Origin of the sequence: Methylophaga muralis (genome assembly GCF_001720165.1) — a bacterium.
In the GTDB taxonomy this organism is placed as follows: Bacteria; Pseudomonadota; Gammaproteobacteria; order Nitrosococcales; family Methylophagaceae; genus Methylophaga; species Methylophaga muralis.
The window spans coordinates 34,931-51,011 of record NZ_MCRI01000017.1 but is presented as its reverse complement, the minus strand read 5'-3'; the positions used below and the strand labels follow the sequence as shown (position 1 = coordinate 51,011).

Below are 16,081 nucleotides of genomic sequence, written 5' to 3'. Positions count from 1 at the left end.
AACATAGAACAGACCTGTGCGTGGTGAGAATGCCGCTGGCTGTTGATCTTTTGTACCCAATGCTGCTGGGCAGATACCAGTGGTGTTCACGTCTTCACCGTTACGTGCAGTTGAGTATTTCGCTACACGATCATGCAGACCAGTTTTCAGGTTAACGCCATTTGACCAGTTAACTGCTGGGTCAAACTTTTCAGCAACCAACAATTCACCTGTTTCACGATCCATGGTGTAACCAAAACCGTTACGGTCAAAATGCACTAACATTTTACGCATTTGGCCTTTGATTTTTTGGTCTACCAGGATGTTTTCGTTAACACCGTCATAGTCCCACTCATCGTAAGGCGTCATTTGGTAAACCCATTTCGCCATACCAGTGTCTAAATCACGACCCCACAAAGACATTGTCCATTTGTTGTCGCCTGGACGTTGTACTGGGTTCCAAGTAGATGGGTTACCGTTACCATAGTAGAACTGGTTCAGGTCAGGGTCATAAGAATACCAACCCCAAGTGGTACCACCACCGATTTTCCACTGATCACCCTGCCAAGATTTCAATGAAGAATCTTTGCCAACTGGTTTCAGCATAGACATGGTTTTTTCTGGGTCAACTAACATTTCTGCGTCAGGACCGGTGCTGTACGCTTTGTACTTAACGTTACCATCTAAGTCATAAGCTTGAACATAACCACGAACACCAAATTCACCACCTGAAATACCGACGATGATTTTGTCTTTAAATACGTGTGCAGCCGCTGTGCTGGTCGCGCCAACTTTTGGATCATCACGTTTGTCAGACCAAACCACTTCACCTGTTTTCATATCTAATGCAACAAGTGTTGTATCAGCTTGGTTCAGGAAGATTTTGCCATCGCCATAAGACAGACCACGGTTAACGGTATCGCAGCACATGACTGGTACAGTTTCATCGTAGTTTTGTTTTGGCTCATATTTCCAGATGATGGCGCCATCGTTGTTCAGGTCAAGAGCAAAAACGATGTTTGGGAACGCTGTATGAACGTACATAGTGCCGTCCATGACCAAAGCATTACCTTCGTGGCCACGTAAAACACCAGTTGAGAAAGACCAAGCCATTTTCAAATCTTTGACATTGTCTTTAGTAATTTGAGACAGTTCGCTATAACGAGTGTTTGCATAGTTACCTGCAGGCATCACCCAGTTATTAGCATTTTTTTGCATTTCGATGAGTTCATCGGCAGCAACCAGACCTGGTGCTACTAAACCCATCATTGCGATTGATAATGTTTTCAGCTTCATAAAGTTGTCCTCTATAGTTTTTATCGTTCATGACGCCAGCGTCGCTGTTCTTTCATGAGGTTGTGACTTTATTCCGATTTTGCCTGAGAATCATTAGGAACCAATCACTCTGATATCGGGATTTTTTCCCGAACAAGGAAGATCTTCCCGTTATTCCTCAGTTTCGTGCCTATAGAGGGTGAGAAAATTAATGACTTTTTATGACGTTATATTTGATTGCAAGCCGCACTAACTCTACAGATGAGTGAAAACCAAGCTTCTGTTTGAGCATCGTTTGGTAATTCGCGACAGTTTTGTGGCCTAAATTCAGAGTTTCGGCGATATATTCCAGTGGATGACCTTCAGCGAGCAGCCTGAAAACTTCAAATTCTCGTACCGTTAATCGCTGAATCGGGTCCTCTGAACCGGAGACACTTTGCAAGGCAATTCGCTGAGCCATTTCCGAGCTGAGATAACTTTTACCTTCCATAACCTGTCGGATGGCTTTGACAATATCGTCCGCATCGCCAGACTTTGCCAGGTAAGCCGCTGCACCAGCACTCATAGACTGAACTGCCAAGGTGACGTTTTCATGCATGGAAAACATGATGACCCGAGCCTTGTTATAACGAACCAAAATACGCCGCAACGCTTCAAGACCGCCAATACCCGGCATGCTCATATCCATGATGAGAATATCGGGATCAAGTTCTGTGTACATTTGATAAGCCTGCTCACCACTAATGCTTCGCCGACAATATGCATATCATCATTTCGTTCAAGCATTCGTGCTAAGCCAGATCTGACCACTTCATGATCATCAGCCAATAAAATTCTTATTTCATTTTTCATTCAGCAACACCTTGGGTAGGAAAGCTCGCAGATAACGCAACTCCTTTGCCAGGTCCAGTAGCTATATCAAAACTACCTGACAACGCTTCTACTCGCTCTCGCATTCCAGTTAAACCATAACCATTATTTGAAAGTTCGGGATGATAACCGTTTCCGTTATCATTTACACTTATATATACAGAGTCGTGATTGCATTGCAAATTCACATCGACTTGAACATTTTCTGCACCAGCATGCCGACTGATATTCGTCAGGCACTCTTGAACAATTCGATAAAGTGTTAACTGCCGCGTTTCATCCAGCTGATTGAAGTCCCCCTCTATTAATAGATTGGCGTGATGATGAGGATGACGAATGACCCAATCATTAAATAATTCTGTCACTGCTCCTTTTACGCCTAATTCGGTTAACTCGGGTGGACGCAAGCGCTGCAACATAGAGCGGACAATAGTAGTCATGCGGCTATGCACTGAATCAATTGCCGCCGCGCTGGTTTTGGCTTCATCAAGAGAGGCAGAATGTTTTATGTTGTTTAAATCAAATTGTATTGCAGTTAAATGTTGGCCAATCTCATCATGTAATTCAGCGGATAAGCGCTTACGTTCGGATTCCTGAATGGTCATTAACTGCTGATTCAGCACATCAACCTTTTGATCGGTATCTACATAGCGTTGTTTTAACAGTTTGAGTTGCTTATTTACTGCCAGTAATTGGTTTAATCTTAACAAAGCAAACGGAGAGCGTGAGGGTTGTGTGTGCTGATTTTTCTTTGGCAACATGTCTGTTACCGGCCACAGAATCAGTGAGGCAATTATGGCAATAATCAAACTACCTATAAAAAAAGTCAAAATCAGCGGCATCAATGATTTTTTAATATAGGCATGAATATCGTTCCATTCAGCACGAAAATTGGGACTTATCACAATATCCCCTTTGTGCTGCCCAGCAATGATAATCGGGGTGATGATGACTTCAGTATGGCCTAAGTATGTTTTCAGACGTTTTTCCAACCAAAGGGGCAGACCTGTAGGTAGATTAGCGGTGGTCGGATGATTCGAATCAAGTAACACACCATTGTTTGCAATCAGCTCAATATCGACATGTGAGATATCGTGGAGATCTTTGAGGTGAAACAGTGATGACCATTCAGAAAGTGATAAATCTTGTTGAGATAACGCCATTTCTACCCGGGCGATTTGTGCTTCGATGACATAATTCGCCACTTCTGTCGAAACATCCAGTTCATGATCAACTCGAAGACGAATATCATCAAGTGTACTTTTAACACCAAGGCCACACATGATGATAAATACCATCACGATGATCAGATTGACTTGGAGTATCAAATTCACCTGTTAAAGATCCTTACACCAACGCTACATAAAACAGAAAATGAACAAGATTATAGTATGTGCGTAAGGATCTGCAGCTTTAAGCACATTAAGAATGTGAGCTAGCCACCATAAAAACTGGTTGCTGATTACAAATCAGGAAAGCAAGACGTTCGCTTCAGAGCGTTTTTTGCTAGACGTAGTGCGGCATCAAATACAGCTATATCAAGCTTCCAGCAAACCACTGCGAATTGCTAAACGAGCTAATTCTGCTGAATTTGATACGTTGAGCTTTTGTTTAATATTGGTATGGTGTGTTCCAACTGTTTTTGGACTTAAATTCAAAATATCCGCAATTTCGTTCACTGTTTTACCCTCAGCCAGCAGTCTGAATACTTCAAACTCACGCTGACTTAGCACATCAAGCGGATTCTCTGAGCCGGTTAATTTCTGCATGGCAAGTTGCTGAGCAATTTCAGGAGCGATACAGGTGCGTCCCTGTGAAACCATTTCAACAGCTTTCAACATGGCTTCTGGTGCACTTCGTTTGGGAATAAAACCCAAAGCTCCCGCCTGCATTGCACGGGTGGTAAAGACACTATCTTCATGAACACTTAATACTAAAATTTTCGCTGTCGGTTCACGCGCAATAATTCGCTCTATAGCTCCGACACCACCAATGCCCGGCATGGAAATATCCATCACCACGACATTTGGATGATACTTTGCAAAATCCTGCACCGCCTGTTCGCCCGATCCGGCTTCAGCCACTACCTGAAATTTTTCACCATCTTCCAGTAAGCGACGAAAGCCGGCGCGAACCAATTCATGATCATCAACCAGTAATACCGTTATTTTATTTAGACTCATGGTGAACATTTACCCCCAATGGTATGGTGATGGTCAGATTGACACCGGCGCCCAACTGACTTTGTAGATCAAATTTTCCTCCTAGACTTTGCGCTCTTTCACGCATGCCTAGCAAACCAAAATCCACATCCGAGTGAAAATCGTTAACGACCATGCCTTTGCCGTCGTCTCGAATATTAATGGTTAACTGTTCCGTCGCTTCGTTTTTATCCCGTATCACGCTAACCATAATATTTTCAGCATCTGAGTGTCGAACCGCATTGGTTAATGCTTCCTGTACCACACGAAACACCGTCATATTAGTGGATTCATCAAAGCCATTTAACTGGCCTTCAGTAATCAAATTAAAGTGAATGTCAGGCTGACGTTGCTGCCACTTGCTGATGCTTTCTTCCAAGGTAGCCATTAATCCTAAATCGTCTAATGGACTAGGGCGTAGACGGGTAATCATATTGTGCACAACATCATAAATATGGCTGGCGGTATCGATGATCGCCTGAGCGCTTTGGAAAATTTTATTATCGGTAGTTTCTGAACGATTACGGATTAACACCGCATCGGTTTTAATCGCTGTTAAGCACTGCCCTAATTCATCGTGTAACTCACGAGCCAGGTGACGGCGTTCTGCTTCTTGAACCTGATTCATGTGATTGGTTAACAAGCGAGTTTCATAGAGTTGAGCACGAGCTTTTTCGGCTTGTTTATGTTCAGTGATATCACGCAAAGTACAAATCATACCGGCAACACAGCCATCATTTTCCGTTAGCGGAACAGTTGAGATTAATAAAGAAAGTAATTCGTCATTACTGCGTTTGAGCGTAGTTTCTAGATTTTCAACTGATTCAAAACCATTTAATACTGAAATAATGCTGTTTCGGTCTTGTTGAAATGGCATCGAGGCAAGAGACTCACCTAATAAATTCGGTATATCGGCAAATAATCGTTCTGCTGCTGCATTACAGAAAGTAATGTAACCAGCATGGTCTAAGGAAAGGATGGCATCTCCGGATTGCTTGACTAACATCGCCAGGCGGCGGTTTTCGGTTGAGCTTTGCTCCAAAGCATCACCAACCCGGTTGAAACTCTGACTGATTTGGTCCATCTCTTTCAATGAAAATCGTGGCAGTCGCATATGCAAATCACCACGCTCAAATCCGGCTAGGGCATCCAGCAAACGTTGCAATGGTCTAATGACCCAGCCGACTCCCCAATAAATTAGGAAAGCTACTATCACAAAAATAATCATACCAAGCGCCATAATGGCGCGAACATCTTGCCAACGCTCACTGATTTCCATTAGTGGCGCAGGATAAATCACCATATGACCAGAGCCGAAACGCTTTGATAGAGGTGAGACATCGGGGAACAATAATTTTACAAACCATACAGGTGGTTGAACTGCTAACTCCCTGTCCGGCATACCCTCAAACATCAAGCCTTGCCGATCAAACAGGAGAATATGCAAACTGCGGATCTCGCTTAATGCACGCACCAATTCATGCATGTGTTCACTGACGCTGGTATCTCTAGCCAGCGCACCGCCCGCCAGCGTAACGGTAATAATATGTGCTGTCGCATCCATGGTGGAAATGACTTCGGCTTCAACAGAACGTTTAGCATTGGTTATCAGAATTACCGCACTACCCAACATTGATAGCAACAGCAATAGAGCAAAAAATAAATTAGCGCGAAGTTTCAGACTCATACGACGGTGGTTTCCGCAGTTCCCTTAGCCCCAACATTATCTACCCAACGTAAGCGTATGACATCCCCTGCTTCCCCACCGATCAACTGAAACGCAAAATATGGATTACGCGAAGTCGCTGTCCCACATTTGATGGTTAAGACTTCATCTTCGTTGCGCCAACAGCGAATATCCTGAATGAACTCTGCCGGGATCAGTTCATCTTGCTCATTCTTGCCACGGCCTGTGTGCATGGGATGCGCCAGTAAAATTCTCACTACAGTATTGCCATCCTGCAGTTTGGCCCGAATTCTGTCTCTGGATTTTATGGCCATCAGGCACACCCGCCAATATCAATTTCAACATAACGACTGGTTCGGTAAAGCTTATCGTCCGCTTTGACCATGGCAATGACTTCTGAATCTTCGGCAACTTTGAGCATTGTTTTAAATGGAAAACTCATCGCAGATGTTGGTTCAAGCGCCATGGCTAGAGGAAATGGGTTTTTTTCAACTAAAAAAGCCACACGTTGAATATTTTGTAAGCTGCTGCTGATTTCAACCGGCACTGTCGCCCCGTTCACAGCATAAGTCGGTGGTGATCCAATAGTAAATTGAATCGCCTCATCATTGACCTCTTCAGCTTCTCCAAGGAACGTTAAAATAGCATCTTCTAGGGTTTCAGCATTGAAGGCATCTTGTGGCCAATGTGCTAGCAGCACCCGAGGAATCGTCAAACCACTGGCGGCAACTAAAACCAATGTCGAAGCAGATATGGATTGTTTAATTAACTTACGACGATTTTCGTCAAATTTTTCGGTCATCGCACTTGTTCCATCATCGCCAAATCCATTTCAATCTGTCGTAACCTTGAACTGATTTTAGAGAGTTCAAATTCATCGCCACGAGCATAATCTGCAGCAATACGTAATTGATCAGCGGCTTGCATTAATCTTCCCGAGCTATGGTAATGCTCGGCCAGCCAGACATGCGACTGACTTTTCTGCCCCATATCACCGTAAGCTTGGGCCAACAACCTATACAAAGTGGCAGACGACTCACCAATATCTAACTGGCGTTGCAAAATGGGAATCGCTCTTTGTGGTTGATTTGCTCTTAACAATGCCTGCACCTGTTTGATAGATAGAGCCCAATCATCAGGATAAACCCTTTGAAAATCATTGTAGATAGCCAGTGCTGCATCCATTCTTCCCAAGGCAATTTCAATATCAGCCAACGCCAGATGATAGCTCAACCGATTATCATCTAAATCAATTAAGCCATTAACTAAATCGCGAGCCTGCGTCAGATTACCGTTTTTTAATAACGCCAAAGCATAACCATAACGTGTAATAGATTGATCTTCTGACGGTGTTTCTTTCAATTTATCTTCGTAGGTTTTTATCAACTCACGCATATTGGTTGATGACATCACGCGTAACTTTTCACGCATCAGATAAAACTGTTCAACATCTCTCAGTTGAGGGCGAGGTTCATAATTTGCAGCGCGGCCTCTGGCATCTGCAATACGAGACACTGTAATCGGGTGAGTTCGGAGAAATTCAGGTATTTGGCTGCCACCATAAAAGCGGCCAGCAACTTGTAGGCGTTCAAAAAAGCGTGGCATTGCATGTGGATCAAACCCGGCATTTACTAAGGTTTGCATGCCCAGATTATCGGCTTCAGCTTCATGCGCTCGACTATAATCCAGTTGCATCTGCACATTCCCAGCCTGTACAGCCATGATTGCCGCAGAACCAACACTTGGATCGGCCACACCCAACAAGGCTGCCGCAATCATTGCAGCTGTCATTGGCACACTCATGCGTTTGGAGCGCTCAAAGTTACGCAAAATATGTCGCTGGGTAACGTGGGCTATCTCATGCGCCAGAACCGACGCTAATTCAGCTTCTTCTTCACTGGTTAACATCAAACCAGTATTAATCCCGATAAATCCGCCTGGAGCGGCAAACGCGTTAACCGAGGTGTCTGGCACGACAAAAAAAGTAAATGGACGGCCCGGATCATCGCTGTTCGCCACCAATCTATTTCCAAGCGAGCGTATGTAGCTATTAACTTCCGGATCCTCAACCAGTGTGACAGTTTGTTGTAGCCGCCAGTAAAAGGATTGACCGACCTGATACTCTTCAATAGGCGATACTAATGCACCGGCACTATCGCCCATCTCAGGTAGCGCAATGTCTAAATTAGCCTGGGCTGTACTCGCGCAGCTAAATAAAAAAATAAATGTAGCGATCAAATTTTTCATAACGCCTATAGACCTTGGCTTATTAAGGCCGGTTCCGCAAAGACAAAAACGCCACTTGCGTTTATTATGTAAACGCATATGTTAAAGGAAATCAGTATGTCAGATTTTGATACAGAAATTGATACCTCGGGCTTAAACTGTCCGCTTCCAGTGCTCAAAGCTCGCAAAATGCTTAATGAAATGACCTCTGCGCAGCGACTTCGACTCATCTGTACCGATAAAGGTGCGCTAAAAGATATTCCGGCTTTTTGCAAAATGACTGGCAATCCGCTGTTAAGCAGCGAAGAAACTGACGGAAAGCTGTATTTCATCATTGAAAAAGGGGCATAAAGCATGGCTAAGAAACTCGCCATCATCGCCAGTAAAGGCACTTTAGACGGCGCTTATCCTCCATTTTTGCTGGCGTCAACTGCCGCAGCATTAGGTTTTGAAGCGAAAATATTTTTTACCTTTTATGGTTTGCAGTTACTGAAAAACGATTTATCACTCAAAGTATCGCCTTTGGGTAACCCAGCCATGCCGATGCCAGTTCCAGTGCCTAGCATCGTACAGATTATTCCTGGTCTTGAAGCTTTTGCCACCTGGATGATGCAACGCAAGCTCAAAAAGAAAGGCGTCGCCAGCGTCGCTGAATTACGTGAAATCTGCCTGGAATCTGGCGTTGAATTAATTGCCTGTCAAATGACAGTGGATTTATTCGATTTTAAAAACTCGGATTTCATCGATGGCATAAGTCATGGTGGGGCAGCTACCTTTCTGGAATTTGCCAGTGAAGCCGACATCACACTTTATATATAGATACTTTATTCTTTAAATTAAGAACGGGAAGCAGCTTTATGCAATTTGTCTGGAAAACTTTTCTAAAAGGTTTGGCAACGGTACTCCCGGTCACACTAACGTTGTATTTGATTTATTGGTTGGCCGTCTCCGCGGAACAAGCCTTGCGTCCCATGATGATTGCTATTTTGCCCTATGATTTTTACTGGCCAGGGCTGGGTTTATTAGCTGCTATTGGCTTAATTTTTGTTATCGGTATCGCCGTAAATGCCTGGTTGGTAAAACGTCTGTTCGATATCGGTGAATCCATATTAGATCGCATACCGCTGGTCAAATCGATTCATGGTGCATTGCGCGATTTCACCAAATTCTTCTCTCGTGAGAAGCAACAGGACAATCTGAATCATGCCGTGGCGGTTACTATTGGTGGCGTGCAATTTATTGGCTTTCTGGTGAAAGACGATGTCAGTCATTTGCTCGAAATGACCCAGGATGAAGAAGAGGAAAATGATCTGGTAGCCGTTTATCTGCCGCTGAGTTATCAGATTGGTGGCTACACCATCTGTCTGCCACGCGAACAAGTCAGATCATTAAAAATGTCTAACGAAGACACTATGCGATGGATTTTGACGGCAGGCTTGTCAGATAGCGAGACAGAATCGCACCAATCAAAAATAATTCTTCAGAAATAAGCCTTATCAAACTGTTAACTGACAAAGGAATGTCTTTGCTCTATCAACGCTACCTTCCCTACGTCGTTTTGGGATTATTATTTTTACCTGGGTTCAGTCTGGCTGAACCCGCTAAAAAAAACTGTGATTCGTTATTTTGCTACAGCAGCAAAGATGATTTCTTTCAATTTGAAAGCGGCACCCGCTTGCAGTTGGATCGGGGAGTTTTTATTAACGATAGTCGCACCGATTTTGATAACGAATGGAATGTTCGACGTGCTCGACTCTCCAGCAGTGCTCAAATCGGAGAGCATCTTTCTATCGATTTTACTTATGACTTTGCCAGGGATGATCGTTCAGCGATTCGTAATGCGTTTATCCGCTATACCAGCGCCGACAACACCCGCTTTACTGTAGGTCATTTTAAAGAACCGTTTGGCATGGAACGGCTGACCAGCGTGCAGGATTTGGCTTTTCTCGAACGCTCGCTAGTCAGTCTGTTGACACCACCCAGATCGTTAGGGGTTGAGCTTCACAAACACACACACCATTGGACAGCAGCGGCTGGCATGTTCACAACAGGCACTGAAAGCAGTAGCAACGATACAAAATTTGGCACCTCAGCCCGCGTTACATTCGCCCCACAAAGCGATGCTGGCAGAATAGTTCATTTCGGTTTAGGTATTGCACATCGAAATACCGATAGCCAACAAGAAGTTCGTTTTCGCCAACGCCCTGAAACGAGAAATACCGATATTCGATTAATCGACACACGAACCTTTATTGCCGATAGCTACACCTATTTAGGAATAGAATCTGCTATCGCCAGAGGTCCGTGGGCGCTGCAAGCTGAATATATTTACAGTCATGTTGGCAAAGCCCGAATCAATCAAACTGACTCCGGCGAAAATATTCATTTTAGTGGCTGGCATATTGATTTAACCTGGATTGCCAGCGGTGAACCACAACCATACAACCATGAAAAAGGTACTTTTGGACGGTTAAGACCGGCCCATTCTGTCCAACATGGTGGCTGGGGTGCTTGGCGATTAGGCATGCGATTAAGCGAGTTAGATTTAACTAATCACCCAATTACTGGTGGACGTCAACAAAACCTGACTACAGGGCTCACTTGGGTATTAAACCGAAATATCAGTCTTAGCAGCGAATATGTAAAGGTTCTGAAAGTTGATGGCGGAGAATTCACCAACGCCTCCCCCGCTATTTTCCAATCACGACTGCAAATAATTTATTAATATTTTTGGTGTCCCCGATGCGATTCGAACGCATGACCTTCCCCTTAGGAGGGGGACGCTCTATCCATCTGAGCTACAGGGACATCGGCGGTGATTATAACAGTCAGGGTCGTGGCTATGAACTATGAGATCCGTTTGGGATTAATCATACGTTAACGAGGTATTGGGTTTAATGCTTAACTTCCATTTTTAATCAAGGAAAATACTGATTCCTGTCGAGCAATATCCGCTACAGAACCTGTAGCGAGATGCCTATTATGTGAATCGTACCAAGCAGCATTTTTCTCACTCAGGAGTTACTATCATGTGGACTAAACCAGAATACTCAGATATGCGTTTCGGCTTTGAAGTTACTATGTACATCTGTAACCGTTAAACCAAACTGCTTTAACATAGAGGCCCCTGCAAAGGGGCTTTTTTGTGTCTTAAGTTTGCTGAGGTTTTGGTATTGCAGAAAGCCTATACTGCATCTTTAGATTATTTATTAACCACCGATTCTGAATTTATTAAGCACTGGAGAACCACTATGTCACGCCTTCCACAATGTCGTATTGAACAAGTTGGTCCAACGCTTTTTATCATTCACTCAGAGATTGATGGAGTGCAACAAGCGGTTTATAAAAAGTTTGAGAGTCACCAACAGGCGCTTGACTATATTTTGGCTCAAGGCTGGCAGGTGCAACGTGAAAGACCAACCGACTCCATGATCATTGCTTCAAGATTTTTAAAACCTTGATAAAGCAAAAAATCACTGATTAGCGATTGCTGCCGTTCTTAACATACCAATCATCGCTGACGAAGCGCCAATGTGGTCCGCAATAAAAATCTGCACATCCGGGAATTTAGGTCTTACCACATCAATATCATGTGGAATATCTTCGGTGACATGACGCCCGGAGTTTAGAAAGTATGGCAATACCGTAATGTGCGTCGCACCGTCATTCACACAATTTTCAATTCCATCGGCAATTAAGATGTCTGCAAGTTCTAGAAAGGCAGCTTGCACAATGTCGTAGTGCTCAGCACATTCTGATTTAAGTTTGTCGGCAAGTTCGATGACTTCATCATTTGAACGTTGGCGGCGACTGCCATGGGCAATTAGTAATAAAGCTTTCATGGATAATATGATCCTATTGAACACGTGAATTACACGTGAACAGATTATTCAGGTCTTCTGAGATTTCGATTCAAAATCATTTTTGCTGACAAAATTTATTTACCTCGATTCAAACCAAAGAGGTTATTAAGTATTTGTTCACAACTCAAATGGGATGGACAGCCATGAACAGTGTCAGCATAATGCGGTGATAAAAAGCATTCGTATTTAAACAAAATAACTGACACAGATTCAAGGGAAAGACTTCTGTTAATTAAACTGCCAATGCAGGGATGTAACGGAAGGGCAAGTTAATGAGGATCATGTCTTGGCAAACCAATATGGTCGTCCTGACAACTTAAAACCTTATGAATCGGCAAGGAGATTGAGCATTCTTAAGAAGACCAAAGAGGTGTTGATCGTCGATGATCAATCTACCGGCAGAACTATTTTGGAAAAAATAGTCTTGCAAATTGGCGAAAATATTCATGTTACGGCGCTAAGTAATTCTGCCGATGCCCTTGAGTGGCTGAATCAGCATGAGGCTGATTTGATTATAACGGATTACCGTATGCCAGAAATTGATGGCATCGAGTTTATCCGGCGCGTTCGTCAAAACCCCGATTTTCAAAGTGTTCCTATCATGATGATCACGGTGGTCAGTGAGAAAGCAGTGCGTTACGAAGCACTAGATGCTGGAGCCACTGCATTTCTGATACGTCCCATAGATCAAATAGAATGTCGCACCAGCTGTCGTAACCTGCTGCAAATGCATGAACAGCATCTCATCATTGAAGATCGCGCTAAATGGCTGGCCCGCCAGGTCGAAATCGCTACCGAACAAATCATCTTAAGAGAAAAAGAAACTATTATTCGTTTGGCCAAAGCTGGTGAATACCGTGATGAAGGCACCGGGAATCATGTTATCCGTATGGCGAAATATTCTCGATTTATTGCTGAAGCGTTGGGTGATTTTGATGAACAGCAGTGTGAAGATCTCGAATATGCCGCCCCCATGCATGATATTGGCAAAATCGGTATTCCTGACCGGATCTTATTGAAACCTGGAAAACTGGATCCCGATGAATGGGAAATCATGAAAACTCATACCACTATCGGGCACGAAATTCTCTCTGACAGTCAATCCAAATACATGCACATTGGAGCTGTGATCGCACTGCATCATCACGAACGTTATGATGGAAAAGGTTATCCGAATCAGTTGCAGGGAGAGGAAATCCCACTGATTGCCAGAGTCGTGGCAGTGGCTGATATTTATGATGCTTTAGTCACCGAAAGACCCTACAAAAAGCCGTGGTCCAATGAAGATGCCTGCAAATATATCAAACAAGTGCCGGAACACAGTTAGATCCGCGCTGTGTAAAAGCTTTTTTTGATCGGATTGATGCCATTCAACAAATTCAAGCTGAATATGCTGACTAGCTTTGCCCGGATACTATGAACAAAAATCTCGTCCAACCTCAAGGGGAAAAATTGCTTTCGCGACTGTTCGCCAAAATGCCAAAAACCGGAGATACCGAACCTGAACAGGCGATAAAAATCCGCCTGACATTGGGTATTGCCCTGTTAATTTATTTTTGTCTGCCATGGGGCGTTGAAAGAACCTTTGTCGAAAACCTCATCAGTTTTCCAAGCCTGATTACACTTGCTTACTATTCACTGGCATTAGTAATTGCAACGGCTTTGGTTCTCAATCCCAAGCCGTCCCCTATCCGCAGAGTGTGTGGCATTCTGCTGGACCTCACTGCACTTTCTATTGTCATGTTGATTGCCGGAGAACAAAGTGTCTTTTTGTTTGTTTTGTATCTATGGGTCATTCTAGGCAACGGCTTTCGCTTTGGGGTGAATTACCTTTATATCTCTTTAATCGTTGGCCTTATCGGCTTTACCATCGCCATTCTAAATGGTGAATATTGGCAGCATCCTCAACATGAACCATTTGGTTACAGCCTGTTATTTTTATTGCTGATCATTCCGTTGTATTCGGCTTTTCTGATTAAAAAGCTGCATGTCGCTATCGCGTTATCAAAACAGGCCAATGAAGCAAAAAGTCGTTTTCTGGCTAATATGTCACATGAACTGCGCACACCATTAAACGGCGTTATCGGCATTGCTGATTTAATGGCTGAAACCCAGCTCAATAAGCAACAACATGACTTTGTTAAAATCATGAAAACTTCAGCTCACACTTTGCTGAGTCTGATTGAAAACGTGTTGGATATCGCCAAAATTGAAGCTGGCAAGATTTTAATCAGTGATAAACCTTTCGATTTACATCAATTACTGAATAGCATCATTGGCATGCAAAAGCCGATGGCGAACGCCAAAGGATTACATCTAAATTGCTATATCGACCCTGCTCTGCCCTTCTCCATCAATGGCGATTTACAACATCTGCGTCAGGTGCTGATCAATCTTATCGGTAACAGTATTAAATTTACCGACAACGGAGCCGTTAAACTCTCGGTGCAACCCAGCAATCACAAATCGAACCAACAATTGTGGATCCGCTTTGAAGTCAGTGATACCGGGATTGGCATTCCACCAGAAGCGTTGCAACGCGTCTTCGATGACTTCACTCAGATCTCACCTGATACACTGAACAAAGGCGGAACAGGCTTAGGCACCACGATTGCCAAGGAATTGGTTGAACTGATGGGCGGTGAGATTGGTGTGACCAGCGAACTGGGAGAAGGCACCCTGTTCTGGTTTGAACTGCCATTCACGGCCAATGAGACAATTGACTTAACTTTATCCGAGAGCCCTATGCTGATCTTAAGCACCGCTTCACTGCATGATCTTATTAAACCTATCATCAATGGTTGGTCAGTGAATTATCAACATGTCGACACTACTGCCAAAGCCTTTTCAGCTTTAATTCGGGCAGCAGAAAGTCAAACACCGTACCAGACGGTTATGTTGGACCAAGATTGCATGCATGACATTGATCCGATCCAGTTTGCCAATATGATTCATGGTGAACCATTATTGGCCAATACCGCACTGATTTTGTTGAATCCATCAGATTTAAGTAAGCAGGATCCAAGATTACGTCATCATTTCATTTCAATTGTGCATGATGTTCAGGTGAAACCTGTTCTGTTTAATGCGATCCATGCGGCGCAAAGTAATCATGCCATTCAGGATGAAAAAGTCATTACCCTGGCTCAGCATTACGCCGCTCAATCGTACGCTAAAGCATTAAATATCCTGATTGCCGAAGATAATCTGGTGAACCAACAAGTTCTCGAAGGCATTCTGCGTCATGCCGGTCATTCAGTATTACTGGCCAGCAGTGGCGAGCAGGCATTAGATATTTTGAGTCAACAAATTGACAGTATTGAAATGCTGATTCTGGATATGAACATGCCGGATTATAGTGGTCCCGAAGTTATCCGAGCCATGCGTTACATGGATACCGGACACGATATCCCGATTATTATTTTAACGGCCGATGCCACGCCACAGGCCAAACAACGTTGTCTGGAAGCCGGAGCAAATGAGTTTCTCACTAAGCCAATTGATTCGCGTTCATTGCTGGAATCTATTGCCCGCCTGGCACTCAATAATCAGGACCAAGCCAAAACTCGCAAACCCGCACATCAATCTTCGGTTTCCACCCAGCAGTGGTGTGATCCGCAGATTCTAATTGAGCTATCTCAGCTAGGCGGCGGTGAAACCTTCTTAAAGCAGTTGTTTAATGGTTATAAAGAAGATGGCACTAAACATATTAAATTGATCCATCAAGCAGCACATGATGATTACCTGACTTATCGCGAAAGCTTACATGCGTTAAAAGGTTCTTCATCTGAACTAGGCGCCAATAACGTTGCCGAACTCTGCCGTCAGGGTGAATCGTATAAACCTTTTGATATCGGCTCTGTTCAGGTATTACGTCTTACTGAAAAGCTGGAACACGCTTTTTATCAAACTCTTGCCGAATTAGAGACAGCCCTTAAAGGTCAAGGGCGTTCAATAAAAGCCGACGACAGATAGCAAGC

At 43.7% G+C, this 16,081-nt stretch carries 17 protein-coding genes and 1 tRNA gene; 8 read left to right on the top strand and 10 right to left on the bottom strand.

Annotation, left to right across the window (positions count from 1 at the left end; translation table 11 throughout):
- From A9E74_RS08470 to A9E74_RS08435, 8 genes are all read right to left on the bottom strand, one after another.
- A partial coding sequence (locus tag A9E74_RS08470) for a PQQ-dependent dehydrogenase, methanol/ethanol family (RefSeq protein ID WP_069296193.1) occupies positions 1-1,275 on the bottom strand: 1,275 nt, incomplete at its 3' end.
- Positions 1,276-1,462: 187 nt separating this feature from the next.
- The gene (locus tag A9E74_RS08465; RefSeq protein WP_342670171.1) at positions 1,463-1,975 is read right to left on the bottom strand and encodes a response regulator; all 513 of its coding nucleotides are present in this window, start codon (positions 1,973-1,975) and stop codon (positions 1,463-1,465) included.
- 127 nt (positions 1,976-2,102) lie between these two features.
- On the bottom strand, positions 2,103-3,458 hold the full coding sequence (locus tag A9E74_RS08460) for a sensor histidine kinase (RefSeq protein WP_069296192.1): 1,356 nt from the start codon (positions 3,456-3,458) through the stop codon (positions 2,103-2,105).
- Between the two features lie 204 nt (positions 3,459-3,662).
- Positions 3,663-4,307 (bottom strand): response regulator, encoded by a 645-nt coding sequence (locus A9E74_RS08455; protein WP_069296199.1) that lies wholly within the window; start codon positions 4,305-4,307, stop codon positions 3,663-3,665.
- Entirely contained in the window at positions 4,294-6,012 is a 1,719-nt protein-coding gene (locus A9E74_RS08450; protein ID WP_069296191.1) for a histidine kinase, read from the bottom strand. The genes A9E74_RS08455 and A9E74_RS08450 overlap by 14 nt, the downstream gene beginning before the upstream one ends.
- Positions 6,009-6,326 carry a thiosulfate oxidation carrier complex protein SoxZ gene (gene soxZ, locus A9E74_RS08445; protein ID WP_069296190.1) on the bottom strand — a complete coding sequence of 106 codons (318 nt, stop codon included), beginning with the start codon at positions 6,324-6,326 and terminating at the stop codon, positions 6,009-6,011. The genes A9E74_RS08450 and soxZ overlap by 4 nt, the downstream gene beginning before the upstream one ends.
- Positions 6,326-6,814 (bottom strand): thiosulfate oxidation carrier protein SoxY, encoded by a 489-nt coding sequence (locus A9E74_RS08440; RefSeq protein ID WP_069296189.1) that lies wholly within the window; start codon positions 6,812-6,814, stop codon positions 6,326-6,328. Before A9E74_RS08440 ends, soxZ begins: the two co-directional genes overlap by 1 nt.
- Positions 6,811-8,259, bottom strand: a complete 1,449-nt coding sequence (locus A9E74_RS08435; RefSeq protein ID WP_069296188.1) for a beta-barrel assembly-enhancing protease — start codon at positions 8,257-8,259, stop codon at positions 6,811-6,813. The genes A9E74_RS08440 and A9E74_RS08435 overlap by 4 nt, the downstream gene beginning before the upstream one ends.
- A gap of 96 nt (positions 8,260-8,355) precedes the next feature.
- Here A9E74_RS08435 and A9E74_RS08430 point away from each other — a divergent pair, with 96 nt between their 5' ends.
- From A9E74_RS08430 to A9E74_RS08415, 4 genes are read left to right on the top strand one after another with little or no spacing between them, the layout of a single operon-like run.
- Positions 8,356-8,589 carry a sulfurtransferase TusA family protein gene (locus tag A9E74_RS08430; RefSeq protein WP_069296187.1) on the top strand — a complete coding sequence of 78 codons (234 nt, stop codon included), beginning with the start codon at positions 8,356-8,358 and terminating at the stop codon, positions 8,587-8,589.
- 3 nt (positions 8,590-8,592) lie between these two features.
- Complete coding sequence (gene dsrE2, locus A9E74_RS08425; RefSeq protein ID WP_069296186.1) at positions 8,593-9,057, top strand: sulfur carrier protein DsrE2; 465 nt, start codon at positions 8,593-8,595, stop codon at positions 9,055-9,057.
- A gap of 38 nt (positions 9,058-9,095) precedes the next feature.
- Positions 9,096-9,728, top strand: a complete 633-nt coding sequence (locus A9E74_RS08420) for a DUF502 domain-containing protein (protein WP_069296185.1) — start codon at positions 9,096-9,098, stop codon at positions 9,726-9,728.
- Positions 9,729-9,757: 29 nt separating this feature from the next.
- Positions 9,758-10,963 (top strand): OprO/OprP family phosphate-selective porin, encoded by a 1,206-nt coding sequence (locus tag A9E74_RS08415; protein WP_084003008.1) that lies wholly within the window; start codon positions 9,758-9,760, stop codon positions 10,961-10,963.
- Between the two features lie 6 nt (positions 10,964-10,969).
- Here the strand turns inward: A9E74_RS08415 and A9E74_RS08410 are convergent.
- A tRNA-Arg gene (locus A9E74_RS08410) sits at positions 10,970-11,046 on the bottom strand.
- Positions 11,047-11,267: 221 nt separating this feature from the next.
- Here A9E74_RS08410 and pqqA point away from each other — a divergent pair.
- Complete coding sequence (gene pqqA / locus A9E74_RS14935) at positions 11,268-11,339, top strand: pyrroloquinoline quinone precursor peptide PqqA (protein WP_081443609.1); 72 nt, start codon at positions 11,268-11,270, stop codon at positions 11,337-11,339.
- A gap of 72 nt (positions 11,340-11,411) precedes the next feature.
- Positions 11,412-11,699 carry a hypothetical protein gene (locus A9E74_RS08405; RefSeq protein WP_141696789.1) on the top strand — a complete coding sequence of 96 codons (288 nt, stop codon included), beginning with the start codon at positions 11,412-11,414 and terminating at the stop codon, positions 11,697-11,699.
- Positions 11,700-11,711: 12 nt separating this feature from the next.
- On the opposite strand, the gene A9E74_RS08400 is transcribed toward A9E74_RS08405, so the two are convergent.
- Positions 11,712-12,080, bottom strand: coding sequence for a sirohydrochlorin chelatase (locus tag A9E74_RS08400; RefSeq protein ID WP_069296182.1), 369 nt, complete (start codon positions 12,078-12,080; stop codon positions 11,712-11,714).
- A 307-nt stretch (positions 12,081-12,387) separates the two neighbouring features.
- Here A9E74_RS08400 and A9E74_RS08395 point away from each other — a divergent pair, with 307 nt between their 5' ends.
- Both A9E74_RS08395 and A9E74_RS08390 read left to right on the top strand, forming a co-directional pair.
- Positions 12,388-13,428 carry an HD domain-containing phosphohydrolase gene (locus A9E74_RS08395; RefSeq protein WP_245652117.1) on the top strand — a complete coding sequence of 347 codons (1,041 nt, stop codon included), beginning with the start codon at positions 12,388-12,390 and terminating at the stop codon, positions 13,426-13,428.
- Between the two features lie 89 nt (positions 13,429-13,517).
- Positions 13,518-16,076, top strand: a complete 2,559-nt coding sequence (locus A9E74_RS08390; protein WP_069296181.1) for an ATP-binding protein — start codon at positions 13,518-13,520, stop codon at positions 16,074-16,076.
- The last annotated feature ends 5 nt before the right edge of the window (positions 16,077-16,081 follow it).

What these genes read in the sequence shown, in the direction of transcription:
- A9E74_RS08465 (WP_342670171.1), bottom strand. Translation starts at nt 1,975, where the DNA reads ATGTACACAGAACTTGATCCCGATATTCTCATCATGGATATGAGCATG.
- A9E74_RS08455 (WP_069296199.1), bottom strand. Translation starts at nt 4,307, where the DNA reads ATGAGTCTAAATAAAATAACGGTATTACTGGTTGATGATCATGAATTG.
- A9E74_RS08450 (WP_069296191.1), bottom strand. Translation starts at nt 6,012, where the DNA reads ATGAGTCTGAAACTTCGCGCTAATTTATTTTTTGCTCTATTGCTGTTG.
- soxZ (WP_069296190.1), bottom strand. Translation starts at nt 6,326, where the DNA reads ATGGCCATAAAATCCAGAGACAGAATTCGGGCCAAACTGCAGGATGGC.
- A9E74_RS08440 (WP_069296189.1), bottom strand. Translation starts at nt 6,814, where the DNA reads ATGACCGAAAAATTTGACGAAAATCGTCGTAAGTTAATTAAACAATCC.
- A9E74_RS08435 (WP_069296188.1), bottom strand. Translation starts at nt 8,259, where the DNA reads ATGAAAAATTTGATCGCTACATTTATTTTTTTATTTAGCTGCGCGAGT.
- A9E74_RS08430 (WP_069296187.1), top strand. Translation starts at nt 8,356, where the DNA reads ATGTCAGATTTTGATACAGAAATTGATACCTCGGGCTTAAACTGTCCG.
- dsrE2 (WP_069296186.1), top strand. Translation starts at nt 8,593, where the DNA reads ATGGCTAAGAAACTCGCCATCATCGCCAGTAAAGGCACTTTAGACGGC.
- A9E74_RS08420 (WP_069296185.1), top strand. Translation starts at nt 9,096, where the DNA reads ATGCAATTTGTCTGGAAAACTTTTCTAAAAGGTTTGGCAACGGTACTC.
- A9E74_RS08415 (WP_084003008.1), top strand. Translation starts at nt 9,758, where the DNA reads ATGTCTTTGCTCTATCAACGCTACCTTCCCTACGTCGTTTTGGGATTA.
- A9E74_RS08400 (WP_069296182.1), bottom strand. Translation starts at nt 12,080, where the DNA reads ATGAAAGCTTTATTACTAATTGCCCATGGCAGTCGCCGCCAACGTTCA.
- A9E74_RS08390 (WP_069296181.1), top strand. Translation starts at nt 13,518, where the DNA reads ATGAACAAAAATCTCGTCCAACCTCAAGGGGAAAAATTGCTTTCGCGA.